Below are 21,981 nucleotides of genomic sequence, written 5' to 3'. Positions count from 1 at the left end.
CGGGGAACGGCGCAGTCTTTTGTCTTTGGGGGCGCGGGGAACTGCGCAATCTTTTGGCTCAGCCCCCACCGGCCCGCAGCCAGCCGACGAGCCGCCCCCGGAGGGGGAACCCTCAGTCGCGAAGCGCGGCCCGCATCATGGCCTCCGCGACAGGCGCAGCCAACCCGTTCCCGCTCACTTCCGACCGCGCCGCATCCGACTGCTCCACCACCACGGCGACAGCGACCTCCTTGTCGGAGGAGTCGGACTTCGCGTACGACGTGAACCAGGCATACGGCGTCTTGCTGTTGTTCTCGCCGTGCTGAGCCGTACCGGTCTTACCACCGACCGTCGCCCCGGCGATCCGCGCGTTCGTCCCCGTCCCCTCCTCGACGACCGTCTGCATCGCCGACTGAAGCTGCTCGGCGGTGGACGAACTGACGATCTCCTCGCTCTCCGTCTCGTCGTCGTAGTTCTCCAGCACATCGCCGTTCGCGTCGCTGATCCGCGACACCATGTGCGGCGAAACCAGCTTCCCGCCGTTGGCGATGGCGGCCGACACCATGGCCATCTGCAACGGCGTCGCGGTCACGTCGAACTGCCCGATACCCGTCAGCGCGGTGGACGACTTCTCCATGTCCGACGGGTACACGCTCGTGTAGGCCCGCACGGGCACGTCCTGCGACGCGTCGTTGAAGCCGAACTTCTCCGCCATCGCCTTCAGCTTGTCCTGACCGAGGTCGACGGCCATCTTCGCGAAGACGTTGTTGCACGAGTACTGGAGCGCCACCCGGATCGACGCGTTCTCACAGGGCGCCGACTTGCTCTCGTTCGCCAGGACCGTCGTCGTACCCGGCAGGGTGTACGGGTTCTCGCTGTCCGTCCTCTCGTCCACCGAGGAGTACAGGTCGTCCTCCAGCGCGGCGGCCGCGACGACCAGCTTGAACGTCGAGCCCGGCGGCAGCGGCTGGCGCAGCGCCCGGTTCGTCATGGGCTTCTCGGAGTCCTTGGTCAGCTTGTTCCAGGCGTCGGAGTCGCCCCCGCTGAGCACCGAGGGGTCGTAGGACGGGGTGGACACGACACCGAGGATCCTGCCGGTCCCCGGGTCGATCGCCACGGCCGCGCCCTTTTTGTCACCGAGCGCCTCGTAGGCCGCCTTCTGCACGTCCGGGTCGATGGTGGTGATCACATCGCCCGGGTCGGAACGCTTGCCGGTGACCGTGTCGAGGGGGTTCTTCAACCGGTTGTCCGTGCCGTCGAGCAGCTGCTGGTAGACGCCCTCCAGCTGCGTGGCCCCGAACACCTGCGAGCTGAACCCGGTGACGGCCGCGTAGAGACTGCCGTCGGTGTACGTGCGCTTGTACTTGAGGTCACCGCCTGTCGTCCGCGCGGAACCGGTGACCGCGTCACCGCCCACGACGATGTTCCCGAGCGGGTACGCGTACTGCTCGATCGCGTTCCGACGGTTGTCCTTGTCCTCTGCGAGCGCCCGGCCCTCGTAGAACTGCACCCAGGTCGCTCTGACCAACAGAGCGAACACGAGCAGCAGGGTGAAGACGGAGGCGCGCCTGATCGTTTTGTTCATCCCGCCCAGAAGACGAGCAAGAACCCCCCGAACGTTCCCTTCGCCCCACTTTTCTCATGCACAGTTCATGAATCCCGCCCCCCGCCCCGCAGGGGCGCGGGGAACGGCGCGATCTTCTGCTTCTCAGGGGCGCGGGGCTGCGACATTCGGCGGCTCCGCCGCGGGGCGCGACCAGCCACGACGCACCCGCACGTCACTCCCGGAGCACCAGCACGACCTCATCGATCTCAACCCCCCGCGCGTTGGCGAACCCCCGCTCCCGCCCAGTCACGACGAACCCGCACTTCTCCAGCACTCGCACAGACCCCAGGTTGTCCGCCGCCGCCCGCCCGTACAGCGGTCGCTCGGGCACAGCGGCGAGCAGCGCCCGCAACGCGGCCGTGGCGATCCCCCGCCCCCAGTACGCGCGATCGATCCAGTACGTCACCTCGCGCTCGCCAGGTTCCCCGTACACCGCCGCGCTGCCCACGACATCCCCGTCGGCGAGGATCGTGCGGTTCACGGCGGACGAGGCCCGGACCCGTTTCCAGTGGGCCTCGAAGGCGTCCCGGTCGGTCGGGTCCTTGTGCGTGAACGCGGCCATCCGCGCGGACTCGGGATCGTTCGTCTGCCGGAAGAACACCGGCAGATCACTGTCGTGGACGGCCCGGAGCTCGACCTCGATGTCGGGTGTGCCGGACACGTCAGAGCCTCCGGGTGGCGAGCGTCAACCGGTCCCGCGCGTCGAACAGCGCGTCCTTCACCATCTGTTCGTGCGCCGGCGTCAGCCGCGCCACCGGCACCGAGCAGCTGATCGCGTCCCGCGCGGGCGTCCGGTAGGGGATCGCCACGCCGAAGCAGCGCAGCCCCAGCGTGTTCTCCTCGCGGTCCACCGCGATGCCTTGCTCCCGTACCTGGTGCAGCTCCTCGATGAGCTTCTCCCGGTCGGTGATCGTGTGCTCGGTCAGCGCGGGGAGAGACTCCGGCAGCAGCTTCCGTACCTGCTCGTCCGTGTGCGTCGCGAGGAGCGCCTTGCCGAGCGACGTGGAGTGGGCCGGCAGCCGGCGCCCCACGCGCGTGAAGGGGCGCAGATAGTGCTGGGACTGGCGGGTCGCGAGGTAGACGACGTTCGTGCCGTCGAGGCGGGCCAGGTGGATCGTCTCCGTCGTGTCGTCGGAGAGGCGGTCCAGCGTCGGCCGCGCCGCCGCGACGACCTCGTCGCCGTCGATGTACGACGTGCCGACGAGCAGCGCCCGTACGCCGATGCCGTACCGCGTGCCCGTCGCGTCGGTCTCGACCCAGCCGAGCTCGACCAGCGTGCGCAGCAGCATGTAGAGGCTGGACTTGGGATACCCGACGGCCTCCTGCACGGCGGCCAGGGAGTGCATACCGGGGCGTCCGGCGAAGTACTCAAGCAATTCAACCGTCCGCACCGCGGACTTGACCTGTGCTCCGCCGCCCGTCTCGCCTGCCGACATCGGCCTTGACCCCCTAGTTCGCCGGGAAATAGTCTCGACAGCATATTCACCATCAGAGACAGCGTTCAGCATATCGAACGCCCCTGGCACATGTACTTCGGCATTACATCTGGAGGGACCCGCGGTGGCAGCAGCACCAGTCTGGAGTGTCGACCCCCGAACCGGGAAGCAGCGCGAGCAGGTTGCGGTGGAAGCCACAGCCCAGGAGGTGGACGAGGCCGTCCGCGCCGCGCACGCCGCCCGGAGGGCTCTCGCCGACCGCACGGTCCGCGCGGCCTTCCTGCGCACCGCGGCCGACGAGCTCGAAGGCGCCAAGGAACACCTCGTGGAGGCCGCCGACGCGGAGACCGCGCTCGGCCCGGTCCGGCTCACAGGCGAACTCACCCGCACCTGCTACCAGCTGCGGGCCTTCGCGGACATCGTCGACGAGGGCGAGTTCCTCGGCGTCGTGATCAACCACCCCGACGCCACGGCGACGCCGCCGATCCCGGATCTGCGGCGCTACAAGGTGCCGCTGGGTGTTGTAGCGGTCTACTCGGCCTCGAACTTCCCCTTCGCCTTCTCGGTGGCCGGCGGCGACACCGCGAGCGCGCTCGCCGCGGGCTGCCCGGTCGTCGTCAAGGCGCACCCCGACCACCCCGGTCTGTCCGAGCTGGTCGCCTCCGTCGTGCGCCGGGCCGCGGCCCGGCACGACATCCCGGACGGCGTCCTCGGTCTCGTGCACGGCTTCGAGGCGGGCGTCGGGCTGGTCAAGCACCCGCTGGTGTCGGCCGCCGGATTCACCGGTTCGGTACGCGGCGGACGCGCCCTCTTCGACGCGGCGGCGGCGCGGCCCGCGCCGATCCCGTTCCACGGCGAGCTGGGATCGCTCAACCCGGTCGTGATCACCGAGGCCGCCGCCGCCGAGCGCGCCGAGGCGATCGGTACGGGGCTCGCGGGCTCCATGACGCTGGGCGTCGGCCAGTTCTGTGTGAAGCCGGGCCTGGTGCTGGCGCCGTCCGGCGCGGCGGGCGACCGCCTGCTGAAGTCCCTGACGGACGCGGTGAGCGACACCGAGGCGGGGGTCCTCCTCGACCACCGCATGCGCGACAACTTCGTCGCCGGTGTCGCCGAGCGTGCGGGGCTGCCCGGCGTGGACGCGCCGGTGACGCCGGGATCGGGCGGTGAGCACACGGTGAGCGCCGGCTTCCTGACGGTCTCCGCGCGGAAGCTGGCCGCCGAGGGCGAGTACGACCTGCTGCTCGAAGAGTGCTTCGGGCCGGTGACCGTGGTCGCGCGCTACGAGGACGAGGCCGAGGCGAACGCGGTGCTCGCGCGGCTGCCCGGCAACCTCACCGCGACGGTGCACCTTTCCACGGAGGAGGAGGCCGGTGAGGGGCGTGGCGCGGAGATCCTCGCGGAGCTCACACCGCTCGCGGGACGGGTGGTCGTGAACGCGTGGCCGACGGGGGTCGCGGTGGCTCCGGCCCAGCAGCACGGGGGGCCGTATCCGGCCACGACGTCCACGTCCACGTCGGTGGGCGGGACGGCGATCGAGCGGTGGCTGCGGCCCGTCGCGTATCAGAACGCGGCTGAGGCGTTGCTTCCGGCGGAGCTGCGGGACTCCAACCCGCTGGGACTGCCTCGCCGGTACGACGGGCGTCTTGAGCGGTAGCGCTCCGCTGGTTCCGCTGTGGGGCCCGTGGCCGATTGCCGGCCGCGGGCCCGCCGTGGTTGCTCGCGCGGTTCCCCGCGCCCCTGAAAGCCAAAAGACTGCGCCGTTCCCCGCGCCCCCAAGGGCGCCCGCGGCCCGCTCGGAGGCCCGGGGAGCTGGCAGACTCTGCGGATGGACGTGAAAATTCCTGAACTTCCCTTTTCGCTTCGGTCTTACGGGCCCGACGGGCACTGGTCCTACGAGGGCGGGGTGCTCACCGGGTGGGCCGGGGCCCGGCAGGACCGGTTCGTACCGCCCACCGACGAAGGGCTGGACCCCGCGTCCGACGCGCCCCGGCTGCTGGGGGCGCCCGAGGGGGACTTCCAGCTCATAGCCCGCGTCACGGTCGGCTTCGCCGGGGCCTTCGACGCGGGCGTCCTCTACGCGCACGTGGGCGAGCGCGCCTGGGCCAAGCTCTGCCTGGAGAACTCCCCGGACGTGCCCACCGTCTGCACGGTCGTCACCCGCGGGCACTCCGACGACGCGAACTCCTTCACGGTCGACGGCAGCTCCGTCTGGCTCCGGATCAGCCGCACCGGCCGCGCCTTCGCCTTCCACGCCTCCAAGGACGGCGAGCGCTGGACCTTCGTCCGCCTCTTCACCCTGGGAGAGGAGAAGGAGACCGGGGCCGCCCTCGTCGGATTCATGACCCAGTCACCCATGGGCGAGGGCTGTGTGGTCACGTACGACCACCTGGAGTTCCGCCCGGACTGGCCGGCGGACCTGAGGGACGGTCACTGAGCGCGGCTCTCCCCAATTCCGGGCCCGCTTTGAATTCGGGCCTAATTCTGCTTTTATCTGCTTAGGGTTTTCCATAAGCTCCTGCCCGATTTATCGGAACCTAAACACCAAAGTTTTGCGAAGATCGATCTCGCAATTCGGGCAGGTCTCGCGGCGGTTAAGTCCTTGTGACGCAATACACAACCACGCCACTTTGTCCGGTATTTCCCGGACAAAGTGGCGCTTTCAATCAGCTCCACGCGCCGCCTGCGCCCGCGTGATAACACACGCGCCCTGCTTGTGTAACCCCACTCGGCGATGCAATTTCACCTTTTGCTGGGTAAATTCAATCGACATGACCGCCGCACAAGCAGACCTGCAAGCGGAATTCCTGGACATGCCAGAAGGGCTGCGGATCGACCGTCCGCACGTGGACGACGGAGCCGCACTCTGGCGCATTGCCAAGGACTCCGGGACCCTCGACCTGAACTCCTCCTACAGCTACCTGCTGTGGTGCCGTGACTTCGCCGGCACCTCCGCGGTGGCGCGTACGGCCGACGGCGAGCCCGTCGCCTTCGTCACCGGTTACATCCGGCCCGAGCGCCCGCACACGCTGCTCGTGTGGCAGGTGGCCGTCGACGCGGCGCAGCGCGGTCGCGGTCTCGCCGCCGCGCTCCTCGACGGGCTGACCCGCCAGGTCGCCGGCCGGCACGAGCTGACCTCCATGGAGACCACGATCTCCCCGGGCAACACCGCGTCCGAGCGGCTGTTCACCTCGTACGCCGCGCGCCACGGCGCGAGCGTCGAGCGTGAGGTCCTGTTCGAGACAGGGCAGTTCCCCGACGGCCCGCACGATCCCGAAGTGCTGTACCGCATCGGCCCCCTGTCCTTCTGAACCCCCCACGCCCGAGGAGTACCACCGTGACCATCACCCAGCCCGACCTGAGCGTCTTCGAAACCCTGGAGTCGGAGGTCCGCAGCTACTGCCGCAGCTGGCCCACCGTCTTCGACCGCGCGCAGGGCAGCCGCATGTACGACGAGGACGGCCACGCGTACCTCGACTTCTTCGCGGGTGCCGGCTCACTCAACTACGGACACAACAACCCGGTACTGAAACGGGCCCTGATCGACTACCTGGAACGCGACGGCGTCACGCACGGTCTCGACATGTCGACGACCGCGAAGCGCAGCTTCCTGGAGTCGTTCCAGAACCTGGTGCTGCGCCCGCGCGACCTGCCGTACAAGGTCATGTTCCCCGGCCCGACGGGCACCAACGCCGTCGAGTCCGCGCTGAAGCTGGCCCGGAAGGTCAAGGGCAGGGAGTCCATCGTCTCCTTCACCAACGCCTTCCACGGCATGTCGCTCGGCTCGCTCGCCGTGACCGGCAACGCCTTCAAGCGGGCCGGCGCCGGCATCCCGCTCGTGCACGGCACGCCGATGCCGTTCGACAACTACTTCGACGGCCAGGTCCCGGACTTCCTCTGGTTCGAGCGGCTCCTCGGGGACCAGGGCTCCGGCCTCAACAAGCCCGCCGCCGTGATCGTCGAGACGGTGCAGGGCGAGGGCGGCATCAACGTCGCCCGCGTCGAGTGGCTGCGTGCCCTCGCCGAGCTGTGCGAGCGCCAGGACATGCTGCTGATCGTCGACGACATCCAGATGGGCTGCGGCCGCACGGGCGCCTTCTTCTCCTTCGAGGAGGCGGGGATCGTGCCCGACATCGTGACCGTCTCCAAGTCCATCAGCGGGTACGGGCTGCCGATGTCCCTGTGCCTGTTCAAGCCCGAGCTGGACATCTGGGAGCCGGGCGAGCACAACGGCACGTTCCGCGGCAACAACCCCGCGTTCGTGACGGCCGCCGCCGCCCTCCAGACGTACTGGTCCGACGGGCCCGCCATGGAGAAGCAGACCCGCACCCGCGGGGAGCAGGTCGAGCAGGCGCTGATCTCCGTCACCGAGGAGAACCTGGCCGACGTGAAGGAGTACCGCGGCCGGGGCCTCGTCTGGGGCATGGAGTTCCACGACAAGGCGCGCGCGGGACGGGTGGCGCACCGCGCCTTCGAACTCGGCCTGCTGATCGAGACGTCGGGCCCGGAGGGCGAGGTCGTGAAACTCCTCCCGGCGCTCACCATCACGCCCGACGAGCTGGACGAGGGGCTCCGCACCCTCGCCCGGGCCGTCCGCGAGACGGCCTGAACCACCACACCCCCTGCACGCCGGCCTGAAGGAGGCTTCGTCACACCGTGATAGTCCGTTCGTTCAAGGAGATCGAAGGCACTGACCGACACGTGAAATCGGCGTCGGGCACCTGGGAGAGCAAGCGCGTCGTCCTCGCCAAGGAGCGGGTCGGCTTCTCGGTGCACGAGACGATCCTGTACGCGGGTACGGAGACGTCGATGTGGTACGCGAACCACATCGAGGCCGTCGTCTGCGTGGAGGGCGAGGCCGAACTCACCGACGACGAGACCGGCGAGAAGTACACGATCACGCCGGGCACCACGTACCTCCTCGACGGCCACGAGAGGCACACGATGCGGATCAAGGAGGACTTCCGCTGCATCTGTGTCTTCAATCCGCCGGTGACCGGACGGGAGGACCATGACGAGAACGGCGTCTACCCCCTGCTGACCGAACCCGAGGAGGTCTGAACGATGACGACCGTCACCGACCTGTATCCCAGCCGCGGCACCGGTGAGGTGTCCGTACCCCGGCAGGACCCGGTCGTGTGGAGCGAGCCGGGCGCACCGGGGCCGATCCCGGCGGCCGACCTCCAGGGTTACGAGCGGGACGGCTTCCTCGCCGTCGAACAGCTCATCGACGACGACGAAGTGGCGCTCTACCGGGCCGAGTTGGAGCGCATGGTCACCGACCCGGCGGTCCGCGCCGACGAGCGCTCGATCATCGAGCCGCAGTCGCAGGAGATCCGCTCGGTCTTCGAGGTGCACAAAACCAGCGAGATCTTCGCCCAACTCGTGCGCGACGAGCGCGTGGTGGGCCGCGCCCGGCAGATCCTCGGCTCCGACGTGTACGTGCACCAGTCGCGGATCAACGTGAAGCCCGGGTTCGGCGCGAGCGGCTTCTACTGGCACTCGGACTTCGAGACGTGGCACGCCGAGGACGGACTGCCGAACATGCGGACGGTGTCCGTCTCGATCGCGCTGACCGACAACCACGACACCAACGGCGGCCTCATGATCATGCCGGGGTCGCACCACACGTTCCTCGGCTGTTCCGGAGCCACACCGAAGGACAACTACAAGAAGTCGCTGCAGATGCAGGACGCGGGCACGCCCTCCGACGAGGCGCTCACCAAGTACGCCTCCCAGCACGGCATCAAGCTCTTCACGGGCCGGGCCGGCTCGGCGACCTGGTTCGACTGCAACTGCATGCACGGTTCGGGCGACAACATCACGCCGTTCCCGCGCTCGAACGTCTTCATCGTGTTCAACAGCGTGGAGAACGCGGCGGTGGAGCCGTTCTCGGCGCCGGTACGCCGGCCGGAGTTCATCGGCGCGAGGGACTTCACCCCGGTGAAGTGACCTTCCTCCGTGAAGTGACGTACGCCTGATGGCGATTGGCCCGGTGTCCGACTCGCGTGAGTCGGACACCGGGCCGACTGCCTCGTGGGGCCTGCCCCTACAGTGCCGGGTAGTCCGTGTAGCCCTTCGCGTCCCCGCCGAAGAACGTCGCCGGGTCGGCCTCGTTGAAGGGGCCGCCGGCCTGCAGCCGGGCGGGCAGGTCGGGGTTGGCGAGGAACAGCTGACCGTAGGCGACCAGGTCGGCGACGCCGTCCTCGACGAGCGTCAGGGACTCGGGCCCGGTCGGCCCCTCGGTCGCCGGGTTGAGGATGAACGTACCGCTGAACCGCTTGCGCAGCGCGAGGGTCAGCTCACGGATGTCGCCCACCTCGGTGATGTGCAGATAGGCCAGGCCCAGCGGCTCCAGCGCGTCCACCAGCGCGGTGTACGCCGGCTCCGGCTCGGGCTCCTGGATGCCGTTGTACGGGTTGCCGGGGGAGAGGCGGATGCCCGTGTGCCCGGCGCCGATCTCGGCGGCGACGGCCTTGACGGTCTCGACCGCGAACCGGACGCGGTTCTCGACCGGGCCGCCCCACTCGTCGGTGCGGTGGTTGGAGCCGGGGGCGAGGAACTGGTGAATCAGATAGCCGTTGGCGCCGTGCAGCTCGACCCCGTCGAAGCCGGCCTCGACCGCGCCCCGGGCGGCGCTCACGAACTCGCCGATGGTGGCGCGCACCTCGTCGCCGGTGAGCTCACGAGGGATGACGAAGTCGAGGGGGCCCTCGTGGGTGTAGACCTGCCCCTCGGCCCGTACGGGCGAGGGACCGACATTGACGAGTCCGTCGGGCAGCAGGCTGGGGTGGCCGATCCGGCCCGCGTGCATGAGCTGCGCGAAGATCCGGCCGCCCGCGGCGTGCACGGCGTCGGTCACCTTGCGCCAGGCCGCGATCTGCTCGGCACTGTGCAGCCCCGGGGTGTCCGGGTAGCCCTGGCCCACCACGGACGGCTGGACGCCCTCGGTGACGATCAGGCCCGCGGAGGCCCGCTGTGCGTAGTACTCGACGCTGATGTCGGTCGGCGCTCCGCCGCCGCCGGCCCGGCTGCGGGTCATCGGCGCCATGACGATGCGGTTGGCGAGCGGTGTGCCGGACAGGTCGATCGGGTCGTATGCGGTGGTCACAGCTACTCCTTGGGAGAACACGGGGAATGTATGTGGTCGGCCAATCATTGGAACAAGGGGCCACCGTAAACCATTCCTTGGTCGGCCAAGTTATTGTCCGTGAAAAGCTGGCCGCCACGAACGTGCGCGGAACCGGGAGCCAGGATGAGTGCCACCCACGAGGTCGCGGCCTCTCAGGCCGACCCCGCCTGTAGCGAGGAGACGCCCTCCGCGGCGTGCGGCGGCGAGGTCGGCTACGCCATCTCCAGGGTGGCCCGAATGCACCGGGCCGCGGCGGGCAGGCTGCTGCGCGGGGCCGGTCTCTACCCCGGCCAGGAGTTCGTGATGATGCATCTGTGGGACGCGGGCGCGATGCGTCAGTCGGAGCTGATCAAGGCGGTCGAACTCGATCCGTCGACGGTCACGAAGATGCTCCAGCGGCTGGAGCTGGCGGGACACGTCCGCCGCCGCCCCGACCCCCGGGACGGCCGGGCGGTCCTCGTCGAGGCGACGGAGGACAGCTGCGGCCTGCACGACCAGGTCGCCCAGGCCTGGACCGGTCTGGAGGAGCACAGCCTCGCCGGGCTGAGCCCCGCCGAGCGCGCGCAGCTCGCCGGACTCCTCGCACGCGTCGAGGCGAACCTGTGCACGGAGACGGCCGACTGCCCGGCCGGGCCGGGCAGCGGCGACAGGCCCTGAGGTCCGGCGCCTGGCCGGTGCCGGCGGTGAGGTCAGAGCCAGGCCAGTGAAGCCGCCCGCTCCAGCACGTCGCGTACGGCGTCCTCGTCGCCCACCACGCCACGGGGTACCGAGGCGGGCGTGTGCCGTCCTCCCACCAGCAGGCAGAAGTCCACTGCCCGCAGGGCGAGTTCACCCCGGACCGGCTCGTCCTCGGAGCCGAGCACCCACTGGGGGTCGCCCTCGACGCCCGTCACGGTGAACAGCACCGGCGGCGCCGCAGGACCCAGCGCCAGACAGAGCATCCGGACGGCCAGCCGGACCATCTGCCCCAGATGGGCCTCGACGGGCGGCGGCACGGCGAGCCCGAGCGCGCGGCCGATGTCCACCGTGTGGATCCAGGTCTCGAAGGCGCGCCCCAGGAAATGGTCCGCCACGGGCAGTCGTGCGCCCAGCATCGTCGTGGCGTGCGAGGCCCGTTCGGGGTCCCGCGCCTCGGGCGTCGCCAGCAGCGCCGAGCTCTGCGCGGACCACGCGGCGACCGTCTCCTCGGGGGAGCGCGTCCGCTGGTACGCGATCATGTCGGCGGTCCTGGCCTCCCAGGCCTCCTCCCACGGCATCTCCTCCGTGCTCCGCGAGGCCGGCGCGTGCGCCGCCACGCCGAGGAGCCGGGCCAGCTCCTCGTCGGCGGCGATCAGATGGCCGACCGTGTCCCGGACATCCCAGTCGTGCACGACGGGAGTGCCCCACGGCCGGTGGCCGTCCACCTCGCGCAGCAGCGCGGTGAGACCGGTGACCGCGGCGGCGTACGGGGCCGCGTGCGGGGCGACGCGCGGCGCGGTGGGCCGCGCCCGCAGGGCGGCGGCGCGTACGCCTTCCGGCAGGGCGGAACCGGTGTGCGTGGCGGCCTGCTCAGGTACTCCCGGTGGCCCGTCCAGCAGCCGTACGGTCGCACGGAGCCGCTCTGCCTCCGCGGCGCAGCTCTCGCACCCGGCCAGATGCGGCGGCACGGCTTTCTCGTCCGCGGGCTGCAGCGCGCCGAAGGCCCAGGCGGCCAGCAGTTCGGGCACGCCGTCGTGGTCGTCGCTCACCGGAGGCCTCCTTTCCCTGTCGCCATCATGCGCCCCTTTCCCACGCCGGATCCGACGGGTCGCCCAACGACACGGCCAACTTGCGCAACGCGGACCGTAATCGGGTCTTGGCGGTGCCCTCCGGGATGCCCAGCTCGTCGGCCGCCTGGCGGTAGGTGCGGCCCGCGAAATAGGCGAGGTGGACCACCTCCCGCTGGGGCTCGGGGAGTTCGGCGAGCGCGGAGTGCAGCAGGAGCGAGCGCTCGCGGTCGACGACCGCCTCGTCGGGCCCGGGCCCGGTGGCCGGGATGGAGTGCAGCGCCGAGTCGTCCGCCCGGATGTCCTTACGGTGCCTGGCCTCGCTGCGCACCCAGTCCACGGCCCGCCGGTGCGCGAGCAGGGACAGCCAGGTGCGCATCGAACCCCGGCCCGGGTCGAACGCGTACGGCCTGCTCCACAGCTGGGCGAAGACCTCCTGCGCCACGTCCTCGGCGGCCGCCGCGCTGCGCGTGACCCTGACCGCGACGCGCCGGACCAGACCGCCGTACGTGGTGTACGCCTCGGCCAGCGCGGACTCGTCGCCGTACACCAGCCGCCGGTGCAACTCCGCATCCGCGGACGGCCGTTCGGACGTGTGGAGAGTTGGCTCCACCGGCACCACCACCTCGTGATGCCCTTCCTAGCGTTCTCGTGGGCCGCGCGCCAGTGGGCCGGGGAGTCATCCGGACAGGACATCCAGCAGGCGGTCGACATCCGCGGGCGCGTTGTACAGGTGGAAGGCGGCCCTCAGGTTGCCCGCGCGGTCGGAGACCTCGACGCCCGCCCGGCTCAGCTCCGGCTGCCGGCGGCCGAGACCCGGCACGGAGACGATGGGCGAGCCCGGCGCCGGGACCGGTTCCTGTCCCAGCGAGGCGAGACCCGCCCGGAAGCGTTCGGCGAGGCCGAGGTCATGGGCGCGTACGGCCTCCACACCCAGCTCCTCCAGCAGTTGGAGGGAGTGGCGGGCGCCGGCGTACGAGAAGAGGCTGGGACTCTCGTCGAACCGCCGCGCGGAGTGGGCCAGTTCCTTGACCGGCCCGTAGCAGCTGTCCCAGGGATTCTCTCCCGCCACCCAGCCCGCGAAGACGGGATCGAGCCCGCCGAAGTCCTCCGGAACGACGAGGAAGGCCACGCCGCGCGGACAGACGAGCCACTTGAAGGCGACGGAGGAGACATAGTCGTACGCGTCCGCGTCGACCGACAGCCATCCGGCGGCCTGGGACGCGTCGATGTACGTACGGGCACCGTGTGCGCGGGCGGCCTCGCGCAGTGCCGGCAGGTCCGCGATCCGGCCGTCCGCGGACTGCGCGGCGCTCACCGCGACGAGCGCGGTGCCGGGGCGCACCGACTCGGCGATCCGCTCCAGCGGCACCGTGCGCACCTTGAGGCCGCGGCGCACATGGAAGGGGTTCACCACGGAGGTGAAGTCGCCCTCGGCGGTGAGTACTTCGGCGCCCTCGGGCAGTGCGGCGGCGATCAGTGCGGTGTAGACGGCGACCGAGGCCCCGGCCGCGACACGGCTGTCCGGGACTCCGACGAGCCGCGCGAAGGAGGCACGGGCCGCCTCCACGTCGGCGAACATGTCCTGCGGCCGGCCGTCCGCCACGGACTCGATACCGGCCCGCATGGCCGCCACCGCGCGGGCCGGGAGCAGCCCGGTACTGGCGGTGTTCAGATAGGTGTTCCTCGGGGCGAACTCGGCACGGACGAGGCTCTCGAAGGTCTCCATGCCACCACTCTGCGGCGCGGAGAACCCCCCGTCCATTGCGTTCTTTTAAGTGGTTCCGCTAAGGAACGCTTATACGTGCAGGTCAGAGACGCAGGCCAGAGACGCAGGTAAGAGGTGTAGTTCAGAGGTGCAGGTCAGTGTTGCTGGGGGACCGCGCAGCCGTCCGGGCCGCACGCCTCGGCGTCGCCCTGGCTGTCCGGCCGGATCAGCTTGAGCGGGGAGTGACTCGCCCAGGCCTGCTCCAGGGCCTGCGCGAAGACCTCGGCGGGCTGGGCGCCGGAGACGCCGTACTTGCGGTCCAGGACGAAGAACGGCACACCGTTCGCACCCAGCTCGGCGGCCTCGCGCTCATCGGTACGGACCTCGTCGGCGTACGCGGACGGGTCGGCGAGCACCGTGCGGGCCTCGTCCGCGTCGAGCCCGGCGTCGACCGCCAGCTCCACGAGCCGCTCGTCGTCGCCGAAGACGGAACGCTCCTCGGCGAAGTTCGCCCTGTAGAGGTTCTGGATCAGCTCGTCCTGGCGGCCCCGCTCCTTGGCGAGGTGCAGGAGCCGGTGCATGTCGAAGGTGCTGCCGTGGTCGCGGTCCTTCGTGCGGTACGCGAGGCCCTCGGCGGCGGCCTGGGTGCCGAGGTTCTCCTCGCCGGCCTGAGCCTGCGCCTCGCTCATGCCGTACTTCTCGGTGAGCATGGGGATGACGGGCTGGATGTCGCCCTTGGCACGGTTCGGGTCGAGCTCGAAGGAGCGGTGGACGACCTCGACGGCGTCGCGGTGCGGGAAGGCGGTGAGTGCCTTCTCGAAGCGGGCCTTGCCCACGTAGCACCATGGGCAGGCGATGTCGCTCCAGATCTCGACGTGCATGTCTTGAACTCTCCCTCACTCAACCGATCAGCTCCGCTGGTGCGTGAACGTTCAAGAAGCGTCGCGCATTCCCCGCGGTCCCGCCCCCGAGGGGCGCGGGGAACTGCGCGGCCAACCCCCACCGGGCCCGCAGGTGACGTCCGGGCTCAGGCGGCTGCCAGGGCAGCGCGCAGCGCGGTGAGGCAAGCGTCCACAGTCGCCACGTCGGCCGCAGGCCCGTAGTGGTTGACCCGGATCATCGACGACGCCAGCGCACCCCCACCCGCGGCCAGCGGAAGCGAGGGATCGACGGCCAACGCGGCGGCCACCAGCTCGGACGCGTCCACCCCGGCAGGCGTACGCAGGGTCGTGGCGACCGGCGCCGCATCGGACGCCGCGTACACATACGGCTCAAGACCCCCGCCCAGCGCGACCGCCCCCGCCCGGGTGGCCGCCGCCGCCGACGCGTGCCGCGCCATCACCGTCTCCAGGCCCTCCGACTCGACACGGTCCACACACGCCTCCAGCGCCAGCATCTCCAACTGCGCCGGAGCATGCAGAAGGACCTTGCGCCCGGCGTCGACCCACCGCTCCTTCCAGTCCAGGAGGGAGAGGTACGAGCGTCGCGGCGCGTCCGGGTTCGCGGCCATCCGCGCCCACGCCCGCTCGCTCACCGACACCGCCGAGACCCCAGCGGGCCCGCCCATCGCCTTCTGCGCCCCGATCACACACAGGTCCACGCCCCACGCGTCCGGCAGCACCGGCTCGGCGCCGACCGAGGCCACCGCGTCCAGGTAGAAGAGGGCGCCGTGCTCCCGTACGACCTCGCCGATCTCCGCGACCGGGTTGGTGTTCCCGGTGGCCGCCTCCGCGTGCACCAGGGAGACGAAGTCGATCCGAGGGTGCTCGGCGAGAGCGTCGCGGACCTGTGCGGCCGTGACCGCCGTGTGGAAGGGGACGGCCAGGTCGTACACGGTCGCGCCGCAGTCCCGGAGCCAGTCGCCGAACGTCTGCCCGTACGGGCCGGTGATCACGTTGAGAGCGGTCGTACCGGGACCGGCCGCGCCGCGAATCGCCCCTTCCAGCGGAAGCAGTGCCTCGCCCTGCATGATCACGACGTCCTGCTCGGTGGAGAGCAGACGCGCCACGCGGTCCTCGATCGCCGCGAAACGCGCGGCGCTCAGCGGCGCCAGGTCCAGGAAGGGGTGGGTCACGGCGTTGCTCTCTTCACTCACGTTGCTCTCGTCACTCACGGGGTAGGCAGCAACGAGCGTAACCGCCGTCCCGGCGGTCGCCCACCGACGATTTCCGAGGCCGGACAGCCCAAAGGCCATGGGATTGGTTTGAGCGCCTCAAACCAATCCTTATAATCAGCAGTCACAGTTTCCCCACAGGAGGTCTCCCCCGTGAAGATGGTCCCCGGGCGCCGAACCCGCATGCTGGCCGCCACCACCGCGACGGCCGGGCTGCTGCTCGTGTCCGGCTGCTCCTCGGACGACGACGGGGGCAAGAAGACCACCGCGAACGGGGTCGAACTCGTCAAGGGCGGACAGCTCACCACCTGCACGCACCTGCCGTACCCGCCGTTCCAGTCGGAGATCGACGGCAAGGTCCAGGGCTTCGACGTGTCGCTGGTCGACCTGGTCGCCAAGGACCTGGGTGTGAAGCAGGTGGTCCTCGACCAGCCCTTCGAGAACTTCAAGACCGGCGGATCCCTCAACTCCGGCCAGTGCGACCTCGCCGCGGCCGGTATGACGATCACCGACGAGCGCAAGAAGAACGTCGACTTCTCCGACCCGTACTTCGAGGCCACCCAGGGAATCCTGGCCGACAAGAAGAGCGGCATCTCCTCCCTCGCGGACCTCAAGGGCAAGAAGGTCGGCGCGCAGGCGCAGACCACCGGCGAGGAGTTCGCGAAGGGCAAGGGCCTCGACCCGGTCTCCTTCGAGTCCTCGGACGCACTCCTCAACGGCCTGCGCACCGGACAGGTCAAGGCCGTCGTCATCGACTACCCGGTGGTCCAGGGCTGGCTGAAGGACAAGGCCAACGCCGCCGCCTTCGAGGTCGCCGACAACATCAACACCGGTGAGGAGTACGGCTTCACGCTGAAGAAGGGCAACACCAAGCTCCTCGAAGCCGTGAACAAGGCGCTGGCGGACGCCAAGGCCGACGGCACCTACAAGAAGCTGTACGAGAAGTGGATCGGCCCCTACGACGAGACCGCCGCCTCCGCTTCGCCCTCCGCCTCCTCATGACGGAGACCGACACCCGAATCCAGCCCCGCAGGCGCGGTCTGACCAGAAGCCAGAAGCGGGCCGTGTCGCGGGGCGTCCAGTACGCGGTCTTCGTCGCCGCGCTGGTCGCTTTCGGGTTCACGGCCGACTGGGGACAGCTGCGGAACCAGTTCGCCCAGGTCGAGCTGGCCGAGCGGATGTTCCCGGACATCATCACGCTGGCGCTCAAGAACACCGTCCTCTACACGGTGTCCGGTTTCGTCTTCGGCCTCGCCCTCGGCGTGGTCGTCGCCCTGATGCGGCTCTCGTCGGTCGGCCCGTACCGCTGGCTGGCCGGTATCTACATCGAGATCTTCCGCGGGCTGCCCGCCCTGCTGATCTTCATCTTCGTGGGCGTCGCCGTGCCGTTGGCGTTCCCCGGCACGGAGATCCCCGGCGGCACGTACGGGAAGGTCGCGCTCGCGCTCGGTCTCGTGGCCGCCGCGTACATGGCGGAAACGATCCGCGCGGGCATCCAGGCCGTCCCCAAGGGACAGATGGAGGCGGCCCGTTCGCTGGGCTTCTCCTACGCCCGCGCCATGGTCTCCATCGTCATCCCGCAGGCCTTCCGCATCGTGATCCCGCCGCTCACCAACGAGTTGGTCCTCCTCTTCAAGGACTCCTCGCTTGTGCTGTTCCTCGGGGTCACGCTGGAGGAGCGCGAACTCTCCAAGTTCGGCCGAGACCTGGCCAGCGAGACCGCCAACTCGACACCGATCCTGGTGGCGGGCCTGTGCTATCTGCTGGTCACCATCCCGCTCGGTTTCGTCGTACGCCGCCTTGAGGCGAAGGCCGGGGAGGCCAAGTGAACACCGAGAACAATGTCGGCGGCCGAAGCGGCACGCCCGAGATCCAGGTACGCGGACTGCACAAGTCGTTCGGCGACAACGAGGTGCTGCGGGGGATCGACCTGGAGGTCGCCTCCGGCGAGGTCGTGTGCGTCATCGGCCCCTCAGGCTCCGGCAAGTCGACCCTGCTGCGCTGCGTGAACCTCCTCGAAGAGCCGACCGAGGGGCAGGTCTTCGTCGGCGGCACCGAGATCACCGACCCGGACGTCGACATCGATGCCGTACGCCGCCGGATCGGCATGGTCTTCCAGCAGTTCAACCTCTTCCCGCACCTGACGGTGACCGACAACCTGACGCTGCCGCAGCGCCGGGTGCTGGGCCGCGACAAGGCGGAGGCGGCGAGGGTCGCCGCCGAGAACCTCCGGCGCGTCGGGCTCTCCGAGAAGGCGACGGCCTACCCCGCCTCGCTCTCCGGCGGCCAGCAGCAGCGCGTCGCCATCGCCCGCGCGCTCGCGATGGGTCCCCAGGTGATGCTCTTCGACGAGCCCACCTCGGCGCTCGACCCGGAACTGGTCGGGGACGTCCTCGCCGTGATGCGCATGCTCGCCGACGAGGGCATGACGATGATGGTCGTCACCCACGAGATGTCCTTCGCCCGCGAGGTCGCCGACCGGGTCGTCTTCATGGACGGCGGCGTGATCGTGGAGCAGGGCCCGCCGGCCCAGGTGATCGGCTCCCCGACCCACGACCGGACCCGCCACTTCCTCTCCCGCCTGCTGGACCCGGCGATGGCGGACGTGGAGGAGGGCACTCCTCCGGAGGGGCCGGGCAAGTCCCTGTAGGAGCGGGCGGTTGTGCCGATCTGCGGGCCCGCAGGAGACGCGCGCCCGTGGAGAACTAGGCTGCCGTTCATGAGCGATCAGTCGGTGGTGCTGCACGTGAGGGGCCGGGTGCTGGTCGCCCCCGACGAGGCCCGGGACGAACTCTGGGTCGTCGACGGCAAGGTCACGTACGAACGCCCCCGGCGCGAGGCCGCGAGGGACGTCCGCACGATCGACGGCTGGACCCTGCCGGGCCTGGTCGACGCCCACTGCCACGTCGGCCTCGGCCCGCACGGCGCCGTCCCCGACGACGAGTCGGAGAAGCAGGCCCTGGCCGACCGGGAGACCGGCACCCTGCTCATCCGGGACGCCGGCTCTCCCGCGGACACCCGGTGGGTCGACGACCGCGACGACCTGCCGAAGATCATCAGGGCGGGCCGCCACATCGCCCGCACCCGCCGCTACATCCGTGGCTTCGCGCACGAGATCGAGCCCGCGGACCTCGTCGCGTACGTGGCCAGGGAGGCCCGGCGCGGCGACGGCTGGGTGAAGCTGGTGGGCGACTGGATCGACCGCGGCACGGGCGACCTCGGCGCCTGCTGGCCGCGCGACGCGGTCGAGGCGGCGATCGCCGAGGCCCACCGGCTCGGCGCCCGCGTCACCGCGCACTGCTTCGCCGAGGACTCGCTGCGGGACCTCGTCGAGGCGGGCATCGACTGCGTCGAACACGCCACCGGCCTGACCGATGACACGATCCCGCTCTTCGCCGAGCGCGGTGTCGCGATCGTCCCGACCCTCGTCAACATCGCGACGTTCCCGAGGCTCGCGGACGGGGGCGAGACCAGGTTCCCCCAGTGGTCGGCGCACATGCGGCGGCTGTACGACCGGCGTTACGACACCGTGCGCGCCGCGTACGACGCCGGGATCCCGGTGTTCGTCGGCACCGACGCGGGCGGCACGCTTCCGCACGGACTGGTGGCGGGGGAGGTCGCCGAACTGGTGACGGCCGGCATCCCACCCCTCGAAGCGCTGTCGGCCACCACGTGGGGTGCCCGCGCGTGGCTGGGGCGGCCCGGCCTGGAGGAAGGGGCCCCGGCCGACCTCGTCGTGTACGAGCAGGATCCGCGGGCGGACGTACGGGTCCTGGCGGCGCCGCGACGGGTGGTGCTGGACGGCAGGGTCGTCGGTTGACGGAGAGTGACTGATGGCCCCGGTCCGCCGCCTCTGAAGGACTGCGCAGTTCCCCGCGCCCCCAAGAGCCAGGCCGCGCCGCAGCCCGCTTTCAGGGGCGCGGGGAACGGCGCGACAAGCCCCCACCGAGCCCGCGGTATTCGCACGGGCCGCAGCCCCATCCCCTCAGGGGCGCGGGGAACGGCGCGACAGTCCCGCACCGGCCCGCACGTTCCCGTCAGCCGCCAGCCCCACTCCCCAGGGGCGCGGGGAACTGCGCGAACAGCCCGCACCGGCCCGCAGGTTCGAGCCCGCTCAAGCCCCTGGCGAACCGCCGGTCAGGCTGAGCGCCTGGTCCAAGGCCTGGAGGAAGCGGTTGACCGTCGGACGGTCGCGTACCGCCAGCCGCAACCACGTCCCGTCAAGACCAGGGAACGTGTCCCCCCGCCGCACCGCGAACCCCAGCCGCCGCAACCGCTCCCGCACAGCACCCGCCCCGGGCAGCGAGACAAGGACGAACGGCCCCTCCGCGGGCTCCGCCACCCGCACCCCGTCGGACGCGAACTCCTCCAACCCGGCGACCAGATGCGCCCGGTCCGTGGCCACACGCCGAGCCGCCAGCGCCTGCTCGGCGAGCGCCTCCGGTGTCATACAGGCCTCGGCGGCGGCCAGCGCGGGCGTGGACACCGGCCAGAGCGGCTGCGCCCGTTCGAGCTCGCCGATCGTCTCCGGCGCCGCGAGCACGTATCCGATCCGCAGCCCCGCCAGCCCCCACGTCTTGGTGAGGCTGCGCAGCACCACGAGCCCCGGTACGTCCGTCCGCCCCGCGAGCGCTTCCCGTTCGTCCGGCACCGCGTCCATGAACGCCTCGTCGACCACCAACGTCCGCCCGGGACAGGCCAGTTCCGTGATCAACCCGGCCGGATGGAGCACGGACGTGGGATTGGTCGGGTTGCCGATCACGACCAGGTCAGCGTCCTCGGGGACGGCCGCCGGGTCGAGCCGGAAACCCTCCTCGGGACGGAGCAGCACCCGGTCCACCGTGTGCCCCGCGTCCCGCAGCGCCGCCTCCGGCTCGGTGAACTGCGGGTGCACGACGACAGGGTGACGGACCTTCAGCGCGCGCGCGAGCAGCACGAAGGCCTCGGCGGCCCCGGCCGTGAGCAGCACCCGTTCCACGGGCAGCCCGTGCCGTGCCGCCACCGCGGTCCGCGCGGCCCGCCCGTCCGGGTAGGCGGCCAGCCCTCCCAGCGACTCGGCGATACGGCCGCGCAGCCAGTCCGGGGGAGTACCGGCACGGACGTTCACGGCGAGGTCGACGAGCGCCGAGCCGTCGTCACGCACCTCGGCGTCACCGTGATGCCGCAGATCGTGTCCCTGTCCCTGTCCCTGCTCGGGCCCGTACCCACCGGCGTCCCAGGAGTCGGGACCACCTCTCCCGTCCCGCCCGTCCCGCCCGTCTCTTCCGCCGCTGTCAGTGCGCATGAGAGGAAGCGTGGTCGTGGTGGAGGTCGCGGACATGGTGTCCGTGGCCGTCGTCGCCCGGCTGCGTCTCGCGGTAGCGCTCCATCACCAGGTCGAGCAGTTCGGGCTCCGGCCCGATGACGTCGGCGGAGACCACCTCGACCTCCGGGTGCGCCGTCGCCCACCCCTCACTCTGCTGCCGGATCCGCTCCGGGAGAACGCCGGTGAACAGGAAGTAGGGCAGCACGACGATCCGCCGCGCGCCGAGTTTCACGCAGCGGTCCAGGCCCGATGGCACGTCCGGCGCGGCCAGTGACACGAACGCCGTCTCGACACCCGCGTAACCACGCCCCTCCCACAGCAGCCGCGCCGCCCTGTGCACCTCCGCGTTGGCCTCCGGGCCGGTCGAGCCGCGGCCGACGAGCAGCACGGTCACCTCGGCCCGGTCCTGGGGTGTGCGAACCGAGCCGCCCAGGGCGTCGTCGAGCCGCCGCTCCAGCATGGCGAGCAGCGCGGGGTGCGGACCCAGCGGACGCCCGTACGCGTACGAGGTCCCCGGGTGCCGTTCCCGCTCACGGGCGAGCGCGGCCTGGAGGTCGCCCTCGGCGGGCCCGGCGGGCCCGAGCATCAGCGGGACCGCGGCGAACCGGCGCACCCCCTGGGCGGCCAGCTCGGCCACCGCGTCGCCGAGCGGCGGCCGGGAGAGCCCGATGAAACCGCCCGCCACGGGCAGGCCGGGGTTGCGCCGGCCCAGTTCCCGTACGAAGTCGCGGAACGCCTCGGCTCCGGCATCGTCCCGGGTGCCATGGCCGGCCAGGAGCAGGGCTGGGACGGGGGTGGTCACGATGTCTCCTCGGGATACGTCATGGAGTGGGGGGCTGGGGAACTGAGAAGGCGGGGTGCTGACCGAGGGCGGGGCAGGAGAAGACGAGTGCCTGACGTGCCCGACGTGCCCGACGTGCCTGAAGTGCCTGATGGGTGTGATGCGTGTGATGGCTCATT

Annotated in this window: 22 protein-coding genes; 11 read left to right on the top strand and 11 right to left on the bottom strand. The window is 70.7% G+C overall.

What is annotated here, in order from left to right; genetic code table 11:
- Positions 1–112: 112 nt before the first annotated feature.
- From ACIOKD_RS07300 to ACIOKD_RS07290, 3 genes are all read right to left on the bottom strand, one after another.
- Positions 113–1,564 carry a peptidoglycan D,D-transpeptidase FtsI family protein gene (locus ACIOKD_RS07300; protein WP_402079482.1) on the bottom strand — a complete coding sequence of 484 codons (1,452 nt, stop codon included), beginning with the start codon at positions 1,562–1,564 and terminating at the stop codon, positions 113–115.
- Positions 1,565–1,757: 193 nt separating this feature from the next.
- Positions 1,758–2,228 (bottom strand): GNAT family N-acetyltransferase, encoded by a 471-nt coding sequence (locus ACIOKD_RS07295; protein ID WP_402080642.1) that lies wholly within the window; start codon positions 2,226–2,228, stop codon positions 1,758–1,760.
- A 19-nt stretch (positions 2,229–2,247) separates the two neighbouring features.
- Positions 2,248–3,021: an IclR family transcriptional regulator gene (locus tag ACIOKD_RS07290; protein ID WP_402079480.1), complete on the bottom strand. Its 774-nt coding sequence runs from the start codon at positions 3,019–3,021 to the stop codon at positions 2,248–2,250.
- A 124-nt stretch (positions 3,022–3,145) separates the two neighbouring features.
- Here ACIOKD_RS07290 and ACIOKD_RS07285 point away from each other — a divergent pair, with 124 nt between their 5' ends.
- From ACIOKD_RS07285 to thpD, 6 genes are all read left to right on the top strand, one after another.
- Complete coding sequence (locus ACIOKD_RS07285) at positions 3,146–4,675, top strand: aldehyde dehydrogenase (NADP(+)) (protein WP_402079478.1); 1,530 nt, start codon at positions 3,146–3,148, stop codon at positions 4,673–4,675.
- A 171-nt stretch (positions 4,676–4,846) separates the two neighbouring features.
- The gene (locus tag ACIOKD_RS07280; protein WP_402079475.1) at positions 4,847–5,455 is read left to right on the top strand and encodes a DUF1349 domain-containing protein; all 609 of its coding nucleotides are present in this window, start codon (positions 4,847–4,849) and stop codon (positions 5,453–5,455) included.
- 334 nt (positions 5,456–5,789) lie between these two features.
- Positions 5,790–6,329, top strand: coding sequence for a diaminobutyrate acetyltransferase (gene ectA / locus ACIOKD_RS07275; protein WP_402079473.1), 540 nt, complete (start codon positions 5,790–5,792; stop codon positions 6,327–6,329).
- Positions 6,330–6,355: 26 nt separating this feature from the next.
- Positions 6,356–7,627 (top strand): diaminobutyrate--2-oxoglutarate transaminase, encoded by a 1,272-nt coding sequence (gene ectB, locus ACIOKD_RS07270; protein ID WP_402079470.1) that lies wholly within the window; start codon positions 6,356–6,358, stop codon positions 7,625–7,627.
- Positions 7,628–7,674: 47 nt separating this feature from the next.
- A complete protein-coding gene (locus ACIOKD_RS07265; protein ID WP_402079467.1) occupies positions 7,675–8,079 on the top strand; it encodes an ectoine synthase in 405 nt (134 codons plus the stop codon).
- Between the two features lie 3 nt (positions 8,080–8,082).
- Positions 8,083–8,970, top strand: a complete 888-nt coding sequence (gene thpD / locus ACIOKD_RS07260) for an ectoine hydroxylase (protein WP_402079465.1) — start codon at positions 8,083–8,085, stop codon at positions 8,968–8,970.
- Between the two features lie 97 nt (positions 8,971–9,067).
- On the opposite strand, the gene ACIOKD_RS07255 is transcribed toward thpD, so the two are convergent.
- Positions 9,068–10,129, bottom strand: coding sequence for an alkene reductase (locus ACIOKD_RS07255; protein WP_402079462.1), 1,062 nt, complete (start codon positions 10,127–10,129; stop codon positions 9,068–9,070).
- Between the two features lie 144 nt (positions 10,130–10,273).
- Here ACIOKD_RS07255 and ACIOKD_RS07250 point away from each other — a divergent pair, with 144 nt between their 5' ends.
- Positions 10,274–10,807 (top strand): MarR family winged helix-turn-helix transcriptional regulator, encoded by a 534-nt coding sequence (locus ACIOKD_RS07250; protein WP_402079460.1) that lies wholly within the window; start codon positions 10,274–10,276, stop codon positions 10,805–10,807.
- 32 nt (positions 10,808–10,839) lie between these two features.
- Here ACIOKD_RS07250 and ACIOKD_RS07245 read toward each other — a convergent pair whose 3' ends face one another.
- The 5 genes from ACIOKD_RS07245 to ACIOKD_RS07225 form a co-directional block, all read right to left on the bottom strand.
- Positions 10,840–11,877 (bottom strand): maleylpyruvate isomerase family mycothiol-dependent enzyme, encoded by a 1,038-nt coding sequence (locus ACIOKD_RS07245; RefSeq protein WP_402079457.1) that lies wholly within the window; start codon positions 11,875–11,877, stop codon positions 10,840–10,842.
- 25 nt (positions 11,878–11,902) lie between these two features.
- Positions 11,903–12,520, bottom strand: coding sequence for an RNA polymerase sigma factor (locus ACIOKD_RS07240; protein WP_402079454.1), 618 nt, complete (start codon positions 12,518–12,520; stop codon positions 11,903–11,905).
- 54 nt (positions 12,521–12,574) lie between these two features.
- Positions 12,575–13,624: an aminotransferase class V-fold PLP-dependent enzyme gene (locus ACIOKD_RS07235; protein WP_402079452.1), complete on the bottom strand. Its 1,050-nt coding sequence runs from the start codon at positions 13,622–13,624 to the stop codon at positions 12,575–12,577.
- 134 nt (positions 13,625–13,758) lie between these two features.
- Positions 13,759–14,484, bottom strand: a complete 726-nt coding sequence (locus tag ACIOKD_RS07230; RefSeq protein WP_402079450.1) for a DsbA family oxidoreductase — start codon at positions 14,482–14,484, stop codon at positions 13,759–13,761.
- Positions 14,485–14,630: 146 nt separating this feature from the next.
- Positions 14,631–15,677 (bottom strand): pyridoxal-phosphate-dependent aminotransferase family protein, encoded by a 1,047-nt coding sequence (locus tag ACIOKD_RS07225; RefSeq protein WP_402080639.1) that lies wholly within the window; start codon positions 15,675–15,677, stop codon positions 14,631–14,633.
- A gap of 192 nt (positions 15,678–15,869) precedes the next feature.
- Between ACIOKD_RS07225 and ACIOKD_RS07220 the strand changes: the two genes are divergently transcribed.
- From ACIOKD_RS07220 to ACIOKD_RS07205, 4 genes are all read left to right on the top strand, one after another.
- Positions 15,870–16,718, top strand: a complete 849-nt coding sequence (locus ACIOKD_RS07220) for an ABC transporter substrate-binding protein (RefSeq protein WP_402079448.1) — start codon at positions 15,870–15,872, stop codon at positions 16,716–16,718.
- Positions 16,715–17,545 (top strand): amino acid ABC transporter permease, encoded by an 831-nt coding sequence (locus tag ACIOKD_RS07215; RefSeq protein ID WP_402079445.1) that lies wholly within the window; start codon positions 16,715–16,717, stop codon positions 17,543–17,545. Before ACIOKD_RS07220 ends, ACIOKD_RS07215 begins: the two co-directional genes overlap by 4 nt.
- Positions 17,542–18,366 carry an amino acid ABC transporter ATP-binding protein gene (locus tag ACIOKD_RS07210; protein WP_402079443.1) on the top strand — a complete coding sequence of 275 codons (825 nt, stop codon included), beginning with the start codon at positions 17,542–17,544 and terminating at the stop codon, positions 18,364–18,366. Before ACIOKD_RS07215 ends, ACIOKD_RS07210 begins: the two co-directional genes overlap by 4 nt.
- A 69-nt stretch (positions 18,367–18,435) precedes the next feature.
- The gene (locus ACIOKD_RS07205; protein ID WP_402079439.1) at positions 18,436–19,536 is read left to right on the top strand and encodes an amidohydrolase family protein; all 1,101 of its coding nucleotides are present in this window, start codon (positions 18,436–18,438) and stop codon (positions 19,534–19,536) included.
- A 294-nt stretch (positions 19,537–19,830) separates the two neighbouring features.
- Here the strand turns inward: ACIOKD_RS07205 and cobC are convergent, their stop codons facing one another.
- Both cobC and ACIOKD_RS07195 read right to left on the bottom strand, forming a co-directional pair.
- A complete protein-coding gene (gene cobC / locus ACIOKD_RS07200) occupies positions 19,831–21,000 on the bottom strand; it encodes an Rv2231c family pyridoxal phosphate-dependent protein CobC (protein ID WP_402079437.1) in 1,170 nt (389 codons plus the stop codon).
- Positions 20,990–21,823, bottom strand: coding sequence for a sirohydrochlorin chelatase (locus tag ACIOKD_RS07195; protein ID WP_402079435.1), 834 nt, complete (start codon positions 21,821–21,823; stop codon positions 20,990–20,992). The genes cobC and ACIOKD_RS07195 overlap by 11 nt, the downstream gene beginning before the upstream one ends.
- Positions 21,824–21,981 lie beyond the last annotated feature (158 nt).

Source organism: Streptomyces sp. NPDC087844, assembly GCF_044742785.1.
GTDB lineage: Bacteria > Actinomycetota > Actinomycetes > Streptomycetales > Streptomycetaceae > Streptomyces.
This window is presented reverse-complemented; position numbering and strand designations above follow the sequence as displayed.

Coding starts and splice junctions, on each gene's coding strand:
- ACIOKD_RS07300 (WP_402079482.1), bottom strand. CDS start 1,564: ATGAACAAAACGATCAGGCGCGCCTCCGTCTTCACCCTGCTGCTCGTG.
- ACIOKD_RS07290 (WP_402079480.1), bottom strand. CDS start 3,021: ATGTCGGCAGGCGAGACGGGCGGCGGAGCACAGGTCAAGTCCGCGGTG.
- ACIOKD_RS07280 (WP_402079475.1), top strand. CDS start 4,847: ATGGACGTGAAAATTCCTGAACTTCCCTTTTCGCTTCGGTCTTACGGG.
- ectA (WP_402079473.1), top strand. CDS start 5,790: ATGACCGCCGCACAAGCAGACCTGCAAGCGGAATTCCTGGACATGCCA.
- thpD (WP_402079465.1), top strand. CDS start 8,083: ATGACGACCGTCACCGACCTGTATCCCAGCCGCGGCACCGGTGAGGTG.
- ACIOKD_RS07250 (WP_402079460.1), top strand. CDS start 10,274: ATGAGTGCCACCCACGAGGTCGCGGCCTCTCAGGCCGACCCCGCCTGT.
- ACIOKD_RS07235 (WP_402079452.1), bottom strand. CDS start 13,624: ATGGAGACCTTCGAGAGCCTCGTCCGTGCCGAGTTCGCCCCGAGGAAC.
- ACIOKD_RS07230 (WP_402079450.1), bottom strand. CDS start 14,484: ATGCACGTCGAGATCTGGAGCGACATCGCCTGCCCATGGTGCTACGTG.
- ACIOKD_RS07215 (WP_402079445.1), top strand. CDS start 16,715: ATGACGGAGACCGACACCCGAATCCAGCCCCGCAGGCGCGGTCTGACC.
- ACIOKD_RS07205 (WP_402079439.1), top strand. CDS start 18,436: ATGAGCGATCAGTCGGTGGTGCTGCACGTGAGGGGCCGGGTGCTGGTC.
- cobC (WP_402079437.1), bottom strand. CDS start 21,000: ATGCGCACTGACAGCGGCGGAAGAGACGGGCGGGACGGGCGGGACGGG.